The sequence below is a fragment of the Vogesella aquatica genome (assembly GCF_028548455.1).
Taxonomy (GTDB): domain Bacteria; phylum Pseudomonadota; class Gammaproteobacteria; order Burkholderiales; family Chromobacteriaceae; genus Vogesella; species Vogesella aquatica.
The window spans coordinates 134,575-148,969 of sequence record NZ_JAQQLF010000010.1; the positions used below are offsets into that span (position 1 = coordinate 134,575).

A 14,395-nucleotide genomic window follows, 5' to 3' on the forward strand; every position below is an offset into this window, starting at 1 on the left:
GTAACCGTATGCAACACGTACTGTCCGGCAGCGATACCCACGCTGCCCAACCCGCCGCCAGCGCCCTGTGGTGGCCCGCCGCCCGCCTGCTGCTGGGCCTCACCCTGCTGCTGGGCCTGGTGTACCCGCTGGCCGTCACCGGCCTGGCGCAGTGGCTGTTTCCGGCGCAGGCGCAGGGCTCGCTGCTGCAGCAGCAAGGCCGCGTGGTGGGCTCGGCGCTGATTGGCCAGGCCTTCAGCAAACCGGGCGAGTTCTGGGGCCGCCCGTCCGCCACCGCCAGCACGCCGTACAATGGCGCCGGCTCCGGCGGCAGCAACCTGGGCCCGGCCAACCCGGCGCTGGCCAAGGCGGTGGCCGAGCGCATCGCCGCGCTGAAAGCCGCCGGCCCGCTGCCGGCCGGGCCGGTACCGGCCGACCTGGTCACCGCGTCTGCCAGCGGGCTGGACCCGCACATCAGCCTGGCCGCCGCGCTGTACCAGGTACCGCGCGTGGCCGCCGCCCGCCAGCTGGACGCCGGCAAGCTGGCACAGCTGGTACGCCAGCAGGCCCTGGTGGCTTGGTTCGGCAGCGACGCCACGGCGCGGGTGAACGTGCTGCAGCTGAACCTGGCGCTGGCGCGTAGCTGATACCATTGGCAAGTGCCGTTTAACGCACAAGGTTGGCCGCAGGTGGCCAACCTTGTGCTTGTTTCCAGTAACCGATCACGATAAGCCAGAACCATGACCGACCCCGACCGTCGCCCCGACCCCGACGCCCTGCTGGCCAGCCTGCCGCGCCCGCGTGGCCGGCTGAAGCTGTTTTTCGGCGCCGCGCCCGGCGTGGGCAAAACCTACGCCATGCTGGCGGAGGCGCAGGAAAAACGCGCCCAGGGCCTGGACGTACTGGTGGGCTGGGTGGATACCCACGGCCGCGCCGACACCGAAGCCATGCTGCACGGCCTGGCCGTGCTGCCGCGCCGCCAGCTGGACCACCGCAGCAAGGCGGTAGCGGCGCTGGATATCGACGCCATCCTGGCGCGCCGCCCGGCGCTGGTGGTGGTGGACGAGCTACCGCACAGCAACGCCGCCGGCAGCCGCCACCCCAAACGTTGGCAGGACGTGGAAGAGCTGCTGGCCAGCGGCATCGACGTGTACAGCGCGATGAACGTGCAGCACCTGTACAGCCTGCGCGACATCGTCAGCCGCGTGACCGGCGTGGAAGTGGCCGAGACTGTGCCCGACCACGTGTTCGACCAGGCCGACGAAGTGCGGCTGGTGGATTTGCCGCCGGACGACCTGCTGCAAAGGTTGGCCGCAGGCAAGGTCTACCTGCCCGAGGTGGCCGAGCGCGCGGCGGCCAACTTCTTCCGCAAAGGCAACCTCATCGCGCTGCGCGAGCTGGCGCTGCGGCGCATGGCCGACCGGGTAGACGGCCAGATGAAAGCACAGCGCGCCACGCAGCAGGCCGCACCGGTATGGGCCACCCGCCACGGCTTGCTGCTGCTGGTGGATGGCCGCTTTGGCGCCGACAGCGTACGCCAGAGCCAGCGCCTGGCGCGGCAGCTGGGCGCGGCCTGGCACGCGGTGTGGGTGGACGATGGCCGCAGCAGCGCGGCATCCCGCGCCGCCGCGCTGGCTGCCTTGCAGCAGGCGGCCGAGCAGGGCGCCACCACGCTGGTGTTAAGTGGCAGCTCGCCAGCGCGCCTGCTGGCCGACTACGCCCGCCGCCATAATCTGTCGCTGCTGGCCATGCCGGCGCCGCTGGCCGGGCGCCGCCTGCAGCAAGCCTTGCAGCAGCACGCCGCTGACCTCGACCTGCTATTGCTGTCCGGCCCGGCGCCGGCCATCGGCGCGCGATCCTGGCTAGGTTGGCCGCAGTGGCCGCTAAGCCGCCGTGGCTGGCTGGCGGCCAGCCTGCTGTGCGTGGCCATCACCGTGCTGGCCAGCCCGCTGCACGGCGTGCTGGAGCCCACCAACCTGGTGATGTTCTACCTGCTGGGCGTGCTGTGGGTGGCGGTGCGCTACGGCCGCGGCCCGGCGGCGCTCAGCGCCGTGCTGTCGGTGGCGCTGTTCGACTTTTTCTTCGTGCAGCCGCATTTCTCGTTTGCGGTGTCCGACGTGCAGTACCTGATTACCTTTGCCGTCATGCTGATCGTTGGCCTGGTGGCCGGCCAGCTGGTGGCCAGCCAGCGCCACAGCGCCGCGCAGGCGCGCCAGCGCGAGGCGCACACCCGCACGCTGTACGAGATGGCGCGCGAGCTGGGTGTGGCGCTGCTGCCGGAACAGGTGGGCGAAATCAGCCAGCGATTTTTGCACGCCAGCCTGGGCGCCAATATCCGGCTGTGGTTACCGCCGGACGACGAAGACGGCGCACTGCAGCCGCAGGCTGGCGACGCGCTGGACGAAGACGCCGCCATCGTGCGCTGGTGTTACGACCACGCCGCCCCGGCCGGGGTGGCTACGCACACGCTGCCACACGCGCCGTGCCTGTACCTGCCGCTAAAAGCGCCGATGCGCACCCGCGGCGTGCTGGTGCTGCGCGTGGCCGACCCCGCCACGCTGGCCGAGCCCGACAACCGCCGCCTGGCCGAGGCGGTGGCCGCGCTGGCGGCGCAAACGCTGGAACGGCTGCACTACATTGCCGTGGCGCAGCAAACGCTGGTGGCGATGGAATCGGAACGGCTGCGCCATTCGCTGCTGGCCGCGCTGTCGCACGACCTGCGCACGCCGCTGACCGCGCTCACCGGCCAGGCCGAAACGCTGCAGCGCCAGCTGGCGCGCGAGGCGTCGCCGCACGCCGCGCAGGCCGCCATACTGCAAACGCAAAGCCAGCGCATCTCGCGGCTGGTGACCAACCTGCTGGAAATGGCCCGCCTGCAGGCAGGCGGCGTGACGCTGCGCCGCGACTGGCTGCCGCCGCAAGAGCTGTTCGGCAGCGCCATCGCCGCGCTGGGCGGCGCCACTGCCAGCCACCGCCTGCAGGTGGACGCCCCGCTGGACTGCCCGATGCTGTACGCCGACCCCATTTTGCTGGAGCGGCTGCTGGTCAACCTGCTGGAAAATGCGCTCAAATACAGCCCCGCCGGCAGCACCATCACGCTTGCGGCCAGCGCCAGCGCGCAGCACATCCTGCTAAGCGTGGCCGACCAGGGCCGCGGCCTGCCGCCGGGCGACCCCGACGCGCTGTTTACCGCCTTTACCCGTGGCGAGCGCGAGTCGGCCATCAGCGGCGTGGGCCTGGGGCTGGCCATCTGCCGCACCATTGCCGACGTGCACGGCGGCCGCATTACTGCGGCCAACCTGCCGGCCGGCGGTGCCTGCTTTACCCTTAGCCTGCCGCTGGCGCCGCAGCCGGCGCTGGATTTCGACCCGGAGAACCTGCAGTGAACAACGTTGCCAGCATTCTGGTTATCGAAGACGAGGCGGTCATCCGCCGCTTTGTCAAAGCCGCGCTGGAAGAAGACGGCCATCGCGTGTACGAGGCCGACAGCGTGGCGCGCGGCCTGATCGAGGCCGGCACCCGCAAACCGGACCTGGTGGTACTGGACCTGGGCCTGCCCGACGGCGACGGCGTGGCGCTGCTGCTGGACCTGCGCAGCTGGAGCAGCGTGCCGGTAATCGTGCTGTCGGCCCGGGTGGACGAGGGCGACAAGATCGCCGCGCTGGACGCCGGCGCCGACGACTACCTGACCAAACCGTTCGGCACCGGCGAGCTGCAGGCCCGCGTGCGCGCCCAGCTGCGCCGCCGTGGCAGCAGCGCCGCCAGCGAAAGCGACAAAGTCACGCTGGGCGACGTGGTGGTGGACCTGGGCCTGCGCAGCGTCAGCCGTGGCGGCGAGCCGCTGCACCTGACGCAGCTGGAATACCGGCTGCTGGTGGCGCTGATCGCGCAGCGCGGCAAGGTGCTGACCCACCGCCAGTTGCTGAAAGAGGTGTGGGGGCCGACGCACGTGGAGCACAACCACTACCTGCGCATCTACATGGCCCACCTGCGCCAGAAACTGGAACAAGACCCCGCCCAGCCGCGTTTTCTGCTCACCGAAACCGGCGTCGGCTACCGGCTGGCGGCGGGTTAGCGCTTATACAAACAGCGCCGCCGTCACCGCGCCAAAAGCCAGCAGGATGGCCAGCATGTAGACGCGGAAGGTGGCGTGGTAGTAGTGGCCGGCCTGCTGTAGCGGGTAGCGGTTGTTCAGCAGGCGGAACAGCACCCACAGCATCATGGCGATGGCGCCGATCAGGCCGATGGCGACCACCATGTCGGCCTGGGTGGTCACCGCTATTTCGCCGTCGTCCTGTATCGCCCACTGGCCGAGAAAATTCAGCATGAAGCCGAGGATGATGCCCAGCGAGGTCACCATGGGCTGGCGGAAATCCTTCATGTCGTGGTTCATGTCCGGGTCGGGCTGGCTCATCGTTGGCTCCGCAAAAAGCCCGGCGCTGGCGCCAGGCGGGAAGGTTGGCCGCAGGCGTTCAGGCGGGCTGTTGCTGTGTGGTGCAATGGATGCCGCCGCCGCCGCCGGCGATGGCATCAATATCCAGCATGATGATGTCGCGGCCGGGGAACTGCTCGCGCAGCATGGCCTGGCAGTTGCGGTCGGCACGGGTATCGCCGAACTGCGGCGCGATCACGGCGCCGTTGCACACGTAAAAGTTGATATAGCCGGCGGCAAACTCGTCGTTACGGTAGCGCGGGCGGATATCGGTGGGGGCGTTCAGTACCACCACCTTCAGTTTGCGCCCGCGGGCATCGGTGGCGTTTTTCAGTATGTCCAGGTGGCGGCGGGTCACGGCGTGGTCGTAGGAATCCGGGTCGGTATCCAGGCCGGCCATGACGACGCCAGGCTGGGTGAAACGGGCGTAGAAGTCGGTGTGGCCGTCGGTAATGTCGCGCCCGGCAATGCCCGGCAGCCAGATGATTTTCTGCAGGCCCAGCAGGCGTTTGAGCTCGGCCTCGCAGGTGGCTTTGCTGACGCCTGGGTTGCGGTTGGGGTTCAGTACGCAGCTTTCGGTGATGATGGCGGTGCCCTGGCCGTCTACTTCTATGCCGCCGCCTTCCAGCACCAGCTTGGTCTGTAGGCGGGCTACGCCGCTGTGAGCGCACACAAAAGCGGCGACTTCGGCGTCGGCCTGGTGTTCTTGCTTGTTACCCCAGCCATTGAAGTTGAAGTCCACCCCGGCAAGCTGGCCGCTGGCGTTCTTCACGAATACCGGGCCGGTGTCGCGCATCCACAGGTCGTCGATGTCCTGCACGATCAGCTGCACCTTGTTGCCGCACAGGCGGCTGGCCATTTCGTAGTCTGCTTCACGCACCAGCATGTTGACCGGCTCGTGTGCCACGATGGCGCGGGCAATGCGGCCCAGTGCTTCCTGTGCGCCACGCTGCAGAGGGGGGCCCCAGACTTCTTCGCCGGGGCCAAAGGCCATCCAGGTGGCGCTGTGGCGTTCGCCCTCGTCCGGCATATGCCAGCTGCTGGCTGCGGCCTTGCCAGGCAGCGCCAGGCTACTACCCAGCAAGGCCAGGCCGGAGGAGGCGAGAAAGTGTCTGCGTGTAAACATAGGGTGTCTTTCCTGTTAGGACTTAGCTTGGCCGCCAGCCTGTTAACACCATAGCTGGCGGTGCGGCTTTCACCAACACCGCTAGCGGGGTCAGGCCGGCTGTTGTTGGGTAAGGCCGTGGATGCCGCCGCCGCCGGCGATGGCGTCGCGTAGCGCGTCGCGGCAGTAGTAGTCGGCGCGGGTGTCACCGAACTGCGGCGCGATCACGGCGCCGTTGCACACGTAAAAGTTGATATAGCCGGCGGCAAAGGCCGGCAAGGTGGCAGCGTGCGGCTCGCCTTGGTCCGGCACGCGCCAGCCGGTGGGGTTGGCCGCATGGGTGGGGGTGCCGGCAAACAGGGTGCTGCAGCCTAGTGTGCCTGCCAGCAGGCTGGCGGCGCTGTAGCCCAGAAAGTGTCGTCGCTTCATCCTGGCTTCTGGCGGCATCAGCGGCGTTTGAAACTCATCCAGGTGCGGCCTTCCAGCCGCGTGGTGTCGCTGCTTTGCACTTTTTGCAGGAACAGCGTTTTCTTGCGTTCGTCGTTCAGGTAAATGGCGGGGTTGCCTACCAGCGTGCGGTCCATCAGCTTGAGCGCGCCCAGGTTGGCATTGGCGTAGCGGGTGGCGTTGCTGATTTTGGCGATCACGTCCGGGCGCAGGATGTAGTTGATGAAGGCGTGCGCGTTGTCGGGGTGGCGCGCGGTTTTGGGAATCAGCATGCCGTCGAACCACATCAGGCTGCCTATGCTGGGGATGTCGTACACGATGCTGCGCTTGCCACCCTGTTCGCGTACTTTTTCGGTGGCCAGGTTGATGGCGCCGGAGTAGCCGGTAAACACGCATAGCTCGCCGCTGATCAGCTCGCTGGCGTTGGGCGAGCCGACAAACAGGCTGATGTTGTTGCGTACTTTTTCCAGCATGGCCAGCGCGGCGTCAAAGTCGGCTTTGGCCGGGTTCACCGGGTCGCGGCCGATGTAGCGCAGCGCCAGCGGCAGCATGGCGCTGGCCGAGTCCTGCAGGCCGATGCGGCAGCCGCCTGCGGCCAACTTGCTGCTGGTGGCGGGGTTGAACAGCAGGTCCAGGCTGTTGGCCGGTGCCTTGCCCAGCAGTTTTTCCACTTTGACCTTGTCGTAGCCCACGCCGATGGTGCCCCACATATACGGTACGCCGAAGCGGTGGCCGGGGTCGGACTGGGCGATGATATTCATCAGCCGCGGGTCCAGGTGCTTCAGGTTGGGCAGCTTGCTTTTGTCCAGCGGGCGGTACACGCCGGCCTGGATCTGCTTGGCCATGAAGTCGTTGCTGGGCCATACCACGTCGTAGCCGCTGTCGCCGGTGAGCAGCTTGGCTTGCAGCGTTTCGTCGCTGTCGTATACGTCCAGCCGCACCTTGATGCCGGTTTCCTTTTCAAACTGGCTGAGGGTGTCGGGCGCGAAGTAGTCGGCCCAGTTGAACAGGTACAGGATTTTCTCTTCGGCGGCGTGGCTGCTGGCGCAGGCCAGCGCCAGTGCGGCAGCCAGCAGGCTGCGGCGCGGGCTCATGCGCGGGCCCCCTGGTAGCAGGACGTCACGCCGTCGCTGGTGAGCAGCGTGCGGTACATCTCGGGGCGGCGGTCGCGGAAGAAGCCCCAGCTCTGGCGCTCGGCGCGGATGGCGTCCAGGTCGAAGCGGTGCAGCAGGATGGCTTCTTCGCTGCGGCCGGCTTCCTGTACCTTTTGGCCGGTGTGGTCGGCGATGAAGCTGCTGCCGTAGAAGGTGGCGGTCAGCCCCTGCTGGCGCGGGTTGCCGTTGCCGTTGCCGATACCGGTTTCGCTGCCGATACGGTTGGCCGCCACCAGCGGCAGCATGTTGGCCGCGGCGTGGCCCTGCATGGTGCGCTGCCAGTGGCCGGACGAGTCGTAGTGGGCGCTGAACGGCTCGCTGCCGATGATGGTGGGGAAGCACAGCACGTCGGCGCCCATCAGCGCCAGGCTGCGCGCGGTTTCCGGGTACCACTGGTCCCAGCAGATGCCGATGCCGATCTTGCCGACGCGGGTGTCCCACACCTTGAAGCCGGTGTCGCCGGGGGTGAAGTAGAACTTTTCGGTGTAGCCCGGCCCGTCCGGAATATGCGTCTTGCGGTACACGCCCAGCACGCGGCCATCGCTGTCGGCCACGGCAATACTGTTGTAGGCGGCGTTGCCGGCGCGTTCGAAAAAGCCGATGGGGATGACCACGCCCAGCTCGCCGGCCAGGCGGGCAAAGCGGGCGATGCCGGGGTGGCCTTCGAACGGCTGCGCCAGCTGCAGGTGGTCCACGTGCTGGTCGATGCAGAAGTAGGGCTGCATGAACAGCTCGGGGCACAGCACCAGCTGCGCGCCGGCGGCGGCGGCCTGGCGGATCAGCCGTTCGGCGCGGTCCATATTGTCTTCGGCTTGCCAGCTGCCGGAGGCCATCTGGACGGCGGCTACAGTCAGGTTTCGGCTCATGGTGTTCTCCTTGGTGTGTTGTGTGTGGCCAGGTTCAGACGGCCGGCTGTTGCTGGGTGGAGCAGTGCAGGCTGCCGCCGCCGATGGAGATGGCGGTTACCGGTAGCAGCACCACTTCGCGGCCCGGAAAGGCCTGGGCAAACACGGCGCGTGCGGCGTCGTCTTCGGCTACGCCGAAGGCGGTACTGATTACCGCGCCGTTTGCCAGGATGTAGTTGGCGTAGCAGTCGCAATAGCGTTCGCTGTCGTAGCGTTGGGTGACCTGTGGCGACGGCAGCTCCAGAAAGCTGAACGGGCGGCCGCGTGCGTCGCTGGCCAGCGCCAGCGCGCGGCGGTTTTCGCGCAGGATGTAGTAGTAGTCGCCCTGGTCTGGCGTGGCGCCCTGGCACAGCACGCGGCCCGGTGCGATGAACGAGGCGATGCCGTCCACATGGCCGTTGGTTTCCACCTCCATCGGGTTGCCCGGCAGCCAGATCACCTTGCGGATGCCCAGCATGCGGCCCAGCTCTTCTTCGATGTCGGCGCGGCTCAGACCCGGGTTGCGGTTGGGGTGCAGCAGGCAGCTTTCGGTGGTGAGCAGCGTGCCTTCGCCGTCTACGTAGAACGAGCCGCCTTCCAGAATCATGTCGCTGTTGAACAGCGTGGCACCGGCGTGGCGGGCGATGTCCTGCGCCAGCTGCTGGCAGCCGTCGTAGGGCTGGTACTTGTTGCCCCAGGCGTTGAAGCGGAACGCCGCTGCGGCCAACTGCCCGCCCTTGCCTTGCAGGAAAACGGGGCCACAATCGCGTACCCAGTTGTCTTCGGCCGCTACCGGCAGCACGGTGACCGTGGGGCCGCACAGTTCGCGCGCCTGCGCCGCCAGGCTGTGGTGCGCGGCCACCACACAACGCTGGTAGCGGGCGATGGTGCGCGCGGTGAGCGCAAACTCGGCCACCACCTGGGCGTAGTGCTCGCCCCATAGCTCTTCGCGGTCGGCCAGCATCGGCCAGCCCAGCCAGGTAGTGTGCTGGGTTTCCCATTCGGCGGGCATGCGGTAGCCCTGTACGCGTGCATCAAAACGTCCCATCTGCTTTGCCTCCTGTTGTGATGGGCGTATTGTGGCGCTAGCATGACTTTAGAAAAATTGATGTTTATTGCAGGTATTGAACAGGTTTTCTCATATGAACAAGCCGCGTATCCCGTCCTTGCGCCTGCTAGGTGGCTTCGAGGCCGCTGCCAGGCTGGGCAGTTTTTCCCGTGCTGCCGAGGAGCTTTATCTGTCGCAGTCCGCCATCAGTCACCAGATCCAGCAGCTGGAAGAGCAGCTGGGCCAGCCACTGTTTAGCCGTGTCGGGCGCGGGGTGGAGCTGACGGTAGCGGGCGAGGTGCTGCTGCGCAGCGTGCAGCTGTCGCTGGATGCGCTGCGTAGCGGGCTGGCGCGCATCGGTACCTACCTCGACCCCGGCCTGGTGGTGCTGGTGTGCCCGGCGCCGCTGCAGCAGGGCTGGCTGCTGCCCAGGTTGGCCGCATTGCAGCAGGCATTGCCGGGCGTGTGCCCGCTGCTGTCTACCGATGAGACGGCGCGTTATGTGGACGAGCTGGACGTGGATATCAATATCGTGGCGCGGCCGCTGCAACAGCCCGGCTTGCTGGAGCAGCCGTGGTTACAGGACGAGCAGCTGCTGGTGGCCAGCCCGGCGCTGGCGCAGCGGCTGGCCGGGCTGCCGCTGGCCGAGCACCCCGCCCACGTCAGCCTGCTGTGCCTGGAGCGTACGCTGACGGCCGGCAGCGGCCACGAGGCGCTACCGGCAATGCTGGCAGGCTTCCGGCGCAGCCTGATTCTGGATGATGCCCGCCTGTTGCAAGATGCCGCCGAGCGCGGCCTGGGCGTGGCCTGGCTATCGCGTTGGCAGGTGGCCGATGCGTCGGCTGGTGGCCGTTTGCAGATGGTGGCCGGCTACCCGGCGCAGGCTGGCCAGCAGTGGTGGATTGCCCGCGCCGCTGGCGACACCCGGGCGCCGCTGGTGGCGCAGCTGTATCAGTGGCTGCTGGACGAAGCGGCCACCACGGGCTGAGCGGCGGCCTGGCCGGCTTGCAGCACGCTGCGCGCCACGCCCAGTTGCCAGTCGAAGTAGGGGTTGAAGGTAAGGCGGGCGTGCACCTTGCCGGGCTCGCGGTAGCCCCAGTCGCTGTACCATACGGTGGCGCCGTGCTGGCAGGCGGCCACCCCGGCGTCCTCCTGGCCGTTACGGCACATACGCAGGCTGCCGTCTTGCCCGTACAGCGGGTTGGCCGGCGCAAACAGCACGCCCATGTGCGAAAACTGGCTGATGCGCTGCTGCGGCAGGTAGTCGCTTTGCCATAGCTGGCGCGGGTCCTGCGTGCTGCCGGCTTGCCGGCCATACCACACCAGGCGGCTGGCCGGATGGGTAAAGCGCTGCTGGAACAGGCGGCGTGCCTCGCCCACATCCACTACCGAGTCGTGTTCGGCCAGCACCATCAAGGCCGGTTTGTCGTACGGTTTGGCCGCCAGCGCCGACAACACGGCGCTGCTGCTGCGGTAAAACAGGCCAAAGCCGTTGGTGGGCACATTCAGGTAGCGCACCGGGGTTTGCTGCACGCCCTCGTCCGGCTGGCGCAGCCACGGCTTGATGGGGGCAACCCACGGTGCCAGCCAGTCGATGCGGCTATCCGATTTGAACGCCGGCGAAAACAGCAGCACGCCGGCCACGCGCGGGTCGGCCATGGCTTGCAGCATCACCAGGTTGGCGCCGGTGGAAAAGCCGCCCACATACACGGGCAAGCCTTCGCGCTGCAGCAGCGCCGTTTGTTGTGCCACCAGCGTTTGCCAGTCTTGGTATTGCGCGGCCATCAGGTCGGCCGGTTTGCTGCCGTGGCCGGGCAATAGCACGCTGCGCACCAGGTAGCCGGCTGCGGCCAACCCTGGCCCCAGGTCGCTAAACGAATACGGCGAATCGCCCAGCCCGTGTACCAGCAGGATGGCGCCACGCGGCGTGCCGGTGGGTTGCCATTGCTGCGGGCTGTTGTAGGCCAGCTCGTCCTGTGGCGCGGCGGTAACAAACTGGCGGCGCTGCTGCAGCCAGTGCCGGGTTTGCTGCTGATAGCTGGCAAAGTCGGCCTGGCCCAGTGGTGGCAAGGCGTCCGGGGGGCGGGTCTGGCTGCAGCCCGTGGCGAGCAGGGCGAGCAGCAGAAAGGGTGTCCGTTTCATCGGGTGGTGTGCGAGATGGCTGGGCAAAAGAGCATGGAGTAGGCACGGCCAGCGTAAGTTTCGCGGTGGCGGGTGGCGGGCAATATGGTTGTTGCAATGCAGCAAGCCAGCGTCTAGGCTGAAAGCGAGGATACTCCTCGTGTTGTCTCCATCACTCGGCAGTCTTGCGCCACACCCGCTACCCCATGGCGGGTTTTTTTTGCCTATGTCCCCGCAGCGGGTTGGTGGCTAGATTCCAGGCATGCCGTCGCGAGTCCTTGCCCGACCTCTCCGCCTGCCTCCACTGTACCGTGCCGGCCTCGCCACAGATCGGCAGGGGATGGCAGCGCGGTTTACGGCACTACCGGCAACTGGATGCGTTGCCGATACTGTCTTTCCAATGGGGTCCGCCGGCGGCGGGCACGCTGCTTACGGTCAAGCCTTATAGCGGCCAGGTATTGATCCCTGCCTGGACGTGGATGGCCGCTTTCCTGTTGGAAAGCGGCCATTTCATGTTGGCTCAAACGTCCGCTATGGCGGGGCGCCGGTGATCCGCTATTGCCAGGTCTGCGGCACGCTGCGCAAGGCGCTGGATGTTGACTTCACCATGCTGCGCCACGTCGCTGCAGCGGTGAAGGTTGGCCGCAGATGCCCGCAGCTTGGTCACTCAGTGCGCCGTTACCGGCCGGGTGGTACGGGCCTGTGGATCATGCCCGGCGCGGCGATCCAATACGCCGGACCAGGTCGTTAGCAGCCAGGCGGCCAGTACGATCAGCGCGCCTATCCATGTAGTGTGCATGATGCCGAGGCTGGCCACGATGTGGCCGCCGGCCCAGGCACCGAAGGCAATGCCCAGGTTGAAGGCGGCAATATTGAGGCCGGAAGCCACGTCTACCGCCTGCGGTGCTACCCGCTCTGCCTGCTGTACCACGTACAGCTGCAGCCCTGCCACGTTGCCAAACGCTACCGCACCCCATAGCAGCACGGTCAGCACCACCAGCCATGTCGATGCAGCGGTCAGCATCAGCAACAGCAACACGGCGGCCAGGCCGGCAAAGATGATCTGCAGCGCCCGCACCGGGCCCAAGCGGTCGGCCAGACGGCCGCCCCATACATTGCCTACAGCCACGCTCAGCCCATAAGCCAGCATCACCAGGCTGACTGCCTTGGCAGGAAAGCCGCTGACCTGTTGCAGCATCGGCGCCAGGTAGGTAAAGGCGGTGAAGGAGCCGCCGTAACCCAGCGCGGTCATGGCGTAGACCAGCAGCAGCCGCGGTTTGGCAAGCACTGCCAGCTGGCTGGCCAGCGTGGCGGGGGCCGGACGCGGAAGGTTGTGCGGTACCAGCAGCAGGCTGCCGACAAAAGCCACGATGCCCAGCAGCGATACTGCCAGAAAGGTAGTCTGCCAGCCGAACAGCTGGCCGATCCAGGTGCCCAGCGGCACGCCGCTGACCAGGGCAACCGTCAAGCCGGAGAACATCATGGCAATGGCGCTGGCTGCTTTCTCGCGCGCTACCAGGCCGGTGGCGATGGTAGAACCGATGGAGAAAAACACGCCGTGCGCCAGCCCGGTGAGGATGCGCGCCATGATCAGCGCCTGGTAGCCGGGGGCTTGCCACGCTACCAGATTGCCCACGGTGAACAGCGCCATCAGGCTCAGCAGCAGCGCCTTGCGCGGCATGCGGCTGCTGAGCGCGGTCAGCAGGGGCGCACCGATGGCCACGCCCATGGCGTACAGGCTGACCAGTAGCCCGGCAGACGGCAGTGACACCTGCAGGTCGGCGGCAATGGTGGGGATAAGACCGACAATCACGAACTCCGTGGTGCCGATGGCAAAGGCGCTCAGGGTGAGTGCCCAAAGGGCTAGTGGCATGAACCGCTCCTTGGTTGACAGGGAATGCGGCGATTATCTGTGCTTGCAGTACCGATAAAAATAGCGGTAAATGGCAATATCTTTTGACTTGAAATCAACAATGTTATCCAGTGAAACCTTGCGCGTCTTCGTGGCCGTGGTCGAGGCCGGCTCATTTACGGCGGCTGCCGAACGGTTGGGGCTGACCCCGTCCGGCATCAGCCGCAGCATTGCCAAACTCGAGAAGCAGCTGGGGGTACGCTTGATTACCCGCACCACGCGCCGGCTGGACCTGACGGCGGAAGGGCAGTGGCTGCTGGCGAATGCGCGTGACGTCCTGACCCGGCTACAGGAAACCGCGCTGACGCTGCAGTCTGCCGCCGAGCACCCGTCCGGGCTGCTGCGCGTCAATGCCGCGACCCCGGTGTTCAACCATTTGCTGGCACCGCTGCTGCCGGCTTTTCAGGCCCGCTACCCGCGCATCCGTCTTGAACTGGTGAGTGGCGAGTCCATCGTCGACCTGATCGAAGAACGCGCCGACGTCGCGATACGGGTGGGGGCGCTGCAGGATTCCACCCTTAGCGCGCGGCTGCTGTGCCAAAGCCGTTTGCGCTTGCTGGCGGCGCCCGCTTACCTGCAGCGTTGCGGCCAACCCGACACGGTAGACGCGTTGGCCACACACAGCTTGCTGGGCTTTACCCAGCCTGCGTCGTTGAACATCTGGCCGTTGCGCCATGCCGGCGGTGACGGTTACCCGGTGCAGGCAGCCATCAGCACGTCTAATGGTGAAACCCTGCGCCACCTGGCGCTGAACGGTAGCGGCATCGCCTGCTTGTCGGATTTTCTGACAGCCGACGACCGCCGGGCGGGGCGGCTGGTGGAGGTGTTGCCGGCACAGACACTGGACTGGCAGCAGCCAATCTGGGCGGTGTATTACCGGCAGGGGTTTCTGGCTGCGCGGGTGTCACACTTCGTTGCATTTCTGGCCGAGCACTTGCAGCCACTTGGCCTGGATGGAATGCGGGCAAGCGCGCCTTGAAGTAAAGGTGTGGTTGAGGGTGAGCCAGTGGCCCGAGTGCATCGTAGTGATGCGTGTGCCCCTGTTAGCTGGCTATGGCTTCAGCGTATGAAAGCAACGTGATGCCATGAGTGGTCAGTCGCGGCGCTGGTAATTGCTTAATGCCATAGGATTATTTCGGCTTGCCTTTCCTTGGCCGGGCCATCAGCGCAGCTCGGCTGCCTGCCTGTCTCGCTGCTGTCGTAAGTGCGGCCCGCAGGCCAGGCGTAGCGCGGTCGCTCCGCCGGTATTCAGCCCTCTTCCATGCATGCAGATGTACGTGATGTCATTTACTTTTTTGGGATTTGGCTATTTG

At 66.7% G+C, this 14,395-nt stretch carries 13 protein-coding genes; 5 read left to right on the forward strand and 8 right to left on the reverse strand.

Going from position 1 to position 14,395, the window contains the following annotated elements; translation table 11 throughout:
* Positions 1-8: 8 nt before the first annotated feature.
* The 3 genes from kdpC to kdpE all read left to right on the forward strand — a co-directional run bounded on the left by kdpC (position 9) and on the right by kdpE (position 4,054).
* A complete protein-coding gene (kdpC, locus tag PQU95_RS09810) occupies positions 9-626 on the forward strand; it encodes a potassium-transporting ATPase subunit KdpC (protein WP_272751819.1) in 618 nt (205 codons plus the stop codon).
* 93 nt (positions 627-719) lie between these two features.
* Positions 720-3,365 carry a DUF4118 domain-containing protein gene (locus tag PQU95_RS09815; protein WP_272751820.1) on the forward strand — a complete coding sequence of 882 codons (2,646 nt, stop codon included), beginning with the start codon at positions 720-722 and terminating at the stop codon, positions 3,363-3,365.
* Entirely contained in the window at positions 3,362-4,054 is a 693-nt protein-coding gene (gene kdpE / locus PQU95_RS09820; RefSeq protein WP_272751821.1) for a two-component system response regulator KdpE, read from the forward strand. The genes PQU95_RS09815 and kdpE overlap by 4 nt, the downstream gene beginning before the upstream one ends.
* 3 nt (positions 4,055-4,057) lie before the next feature.
* Here kdpE and PQU95_RS09825 read toward each other — a convergent pair whose 3' ends face one another.
* The 6 genes from PQU95_RS09825 to PQU95_RS09850 all read right to left on the reverse strand — a co-directional run bounded on the left by PQU95_RS09825 (position 4,058) and on the right by PQU95_RS09850 (position 9,049).
* Positions 4,058-4,393 (reverse strand): hypothetical protein, encoded by a 336-nt coding sequence (locus tag PQU95_RS09825; protein WP_272751822.1) that lies wholly within the window; start codon positions 4,391-4,393, stop codon positions 4,058-4,060.
* 58 nt (positions 4,394-4,451) lie between these two features.
* A complete protein-coding gene (locus PQU95_RS09830; protein WP_272751823.1) occupies positions 4,452-5,537 on the reverse strand; it encodes an agmatine deiminase family protein in 1,086 nt (361 codons plus the stop codon).
* A gap of 90 nt (positions 5,538-5,627) precedes the next feature.
* Complete coding sequence (locus PQU95_RS09835) at positions 5,628-5,945, reverse strand: agmatine deiminase family protein (RefSeq protein WP_272751824.1); 318 nt, start codon at positions 5,943-5,945, stop codon at positions 5,628-5,630.
* A 17-nt stretch (positions 5,946-5,962) separates the two neighbouring features.
* A complete protein-coding gene (locus PQU95_RS09840) occupies positions 5,963-7,057 on the reverse strand; it encodes an extracellular solute-binding protein (protein ID WP_272751825.1) in 1,095 nt (364 codons plus the stop codon).
* Positions 7,054-7,983 (reverse strand): N-carbamoylputrescine amidase, encoded by a 930-nt coding sequence (aguB, locus tag PQU95_RS09845; protein ID WP_272751826.1) that lies wholly within the window; start codon positions 7,981-7,983, stop codon positions 7,054-7,056. Before aguB ends, PQU95_RS09840 begins: the two co-directional genes overlap by 4 nt.
* A 34-nt stretch (positions 7,984-8,017) precedes the next feature.
* On the reverse strand, positions 8,018-9,049 hold the full coding sequence (locus PQU95_RS09850) for an agmatine deiminase family protein (protein WP_272751827.1): 1,032 nt from the start codon (positions 9,047-9,049) through the stop codon (positions 8,018-8,020).
* 94 nt (positions 9,050-9,143) lie between these two features.
* Here PQU95_RS09850 and PQU95_RS09855 point away from each other — a divergent pair, with 94 nt between their 5' ends.
* The gene (locus PQU95_RS09855) at positions 9,144-10,037 is read left to right on the forward strand and encodes a LysR family transcriptional regulator (protein WP_272751828.1); all 894 of its coding nucleotides are present in this window, start codon (positions 9,144-9,146) and stop codon (positions 10,035-10,037) included.
* Here the strand turns inward: PQU95_RS09855 and PQU95_RS09860 are convergent.
* Both PQU95_RS09860 and PQU95_RS09865 read right to left on the reverse strand, forming a co-directional pair.
* Complete coding sequence (locus tag PQU95_RS09860; RefSeq protein ID WP_272751829.1) at positions 10,001-11,191, reverse strand: alpha/beta hydrolase; 1,191 nt, start codon at positions 11,189-11,191, stop codon at positions 10,001-10,003. The genes PQU95_RS09855 and PQU95_RS09860 overlap by 37 nt on opposite strands.
* A gap of 646 nt (positions 11,192-11,837) precedes the next feature.
* Positions 11,838-13,043 (reverse strand): MFS transporter, encoded by a 1,206-nt coding sequence (locus tag PQU95_RS09865; RefSeq protein WP_272751830.1) that lies wholly within the window; start codon positions 13,041-13,043, stop codon positions 11,838-11,840.
* A 100-nt stretch (positions 13,044-13,143) separates the two neighbouring features.
* Here PQU95_RS09865 and PQU95_RS09870 point away from each other — a divergent pair, with 100 nt between their 5' ends.
* On the forward strand, positions 13,144-14,061 hold the full coding sequence (locus PQU95_RS09870; RefSeq protein ID WP_272751831.1) for a LysR family transcriptional regulator: 918 nt from the start codon (positions 13,144-13,146) through the stop codon (positions 14,059-14,061).
* Positions 14,062-14,395: the final 334 nt, after the last annotated feature.

Bases quoted from the DNA above. Each gene is read 5' to 3' on its own strand.
- kdpC (WP_272751819.1), top strand. From the start codon at position 9: ATGCAACACGTACTGTCCGGCAGCGATACCCACGCTGCCCAACCCGCC.
- PQU95_RS09815 (WP_272751820.1), top strand. From the start codon at position 720: ATGACCGACCCCGACCGTCGCCCCGACCCCGACGCCCTGCTGGCCAGC.
- PQU95_RS09825 (WP_272751822.1), bottom strand. From the start codon at position 4,393: ATGAGCCAGCCCGACCCGGACATGAACCACGACATGAAGGATTTCCGC.
- PQU95_RS09830 (WP_272751823.1), bottom strand. From the start codon at position 5,537: ATGTTTACACGCAGACACTTTCTCGCCTCCTCCGGCCTGGCCTTGCTG.
- PQU95_RS09835 (WP_272751824.1), bottom strand. From the start codon at position 5,945: ATGAAGCGACGACACTTTCTGGGCTACAGCGCCGCCAGCCTGCTGGCA.
- PQU95_RS09840 (WP_272751825.1), bottom strand. From the start codon at position 7,057: ATGAGCCCGCGCCGCAGCCTGCTGGCTGCCGCACTGGCGCTGGCCTGC.
- aguB (WP_272751826.1), bottom strand. From the start codon at position 7,983: ATGAGCCGAAACCTGACTGTAGCCGCCGTCCAGATGGCCTCCGGCAGC.
- PQU95_RS09850 (WP_272751827.1), bottom strand. From the start codon at position 9,049: ATGGGACGTTTTGATGCACGCGTACAGGGCTACCGCATGCCCGCCGAA.
- PQU95_RS09855 (WP_272751828.1), top strand. From the start codon at position 9,144: ATGAACAAGCCGCGTATCCCGTCCTTGCGCCTGCTAGGTGGCTTCGAG.
- PQU95_RS09860 (WP_272751829.1), bottom strand. From the start codon at position 11,191: ATGAAACGGACACCCTTTCTGCTGCTCGCCCTGCTCGCCACGGGCTGC.
- PQU95_RS09865 (WP_272751830.1), bottom strand. From the start codon at position 13,043: ATGCCACTAGCCCTTTGGGCACTCACCCTGAGCGCCTTTGCCATCGGC.
- PQU95_RS09870 (WP_272751831.1), top strand. From the start codon at position 13,144: ATGTTATCCAGTGAAACCTTGCGCGTCTTCGTGGCCGTGGTCGAGGCC.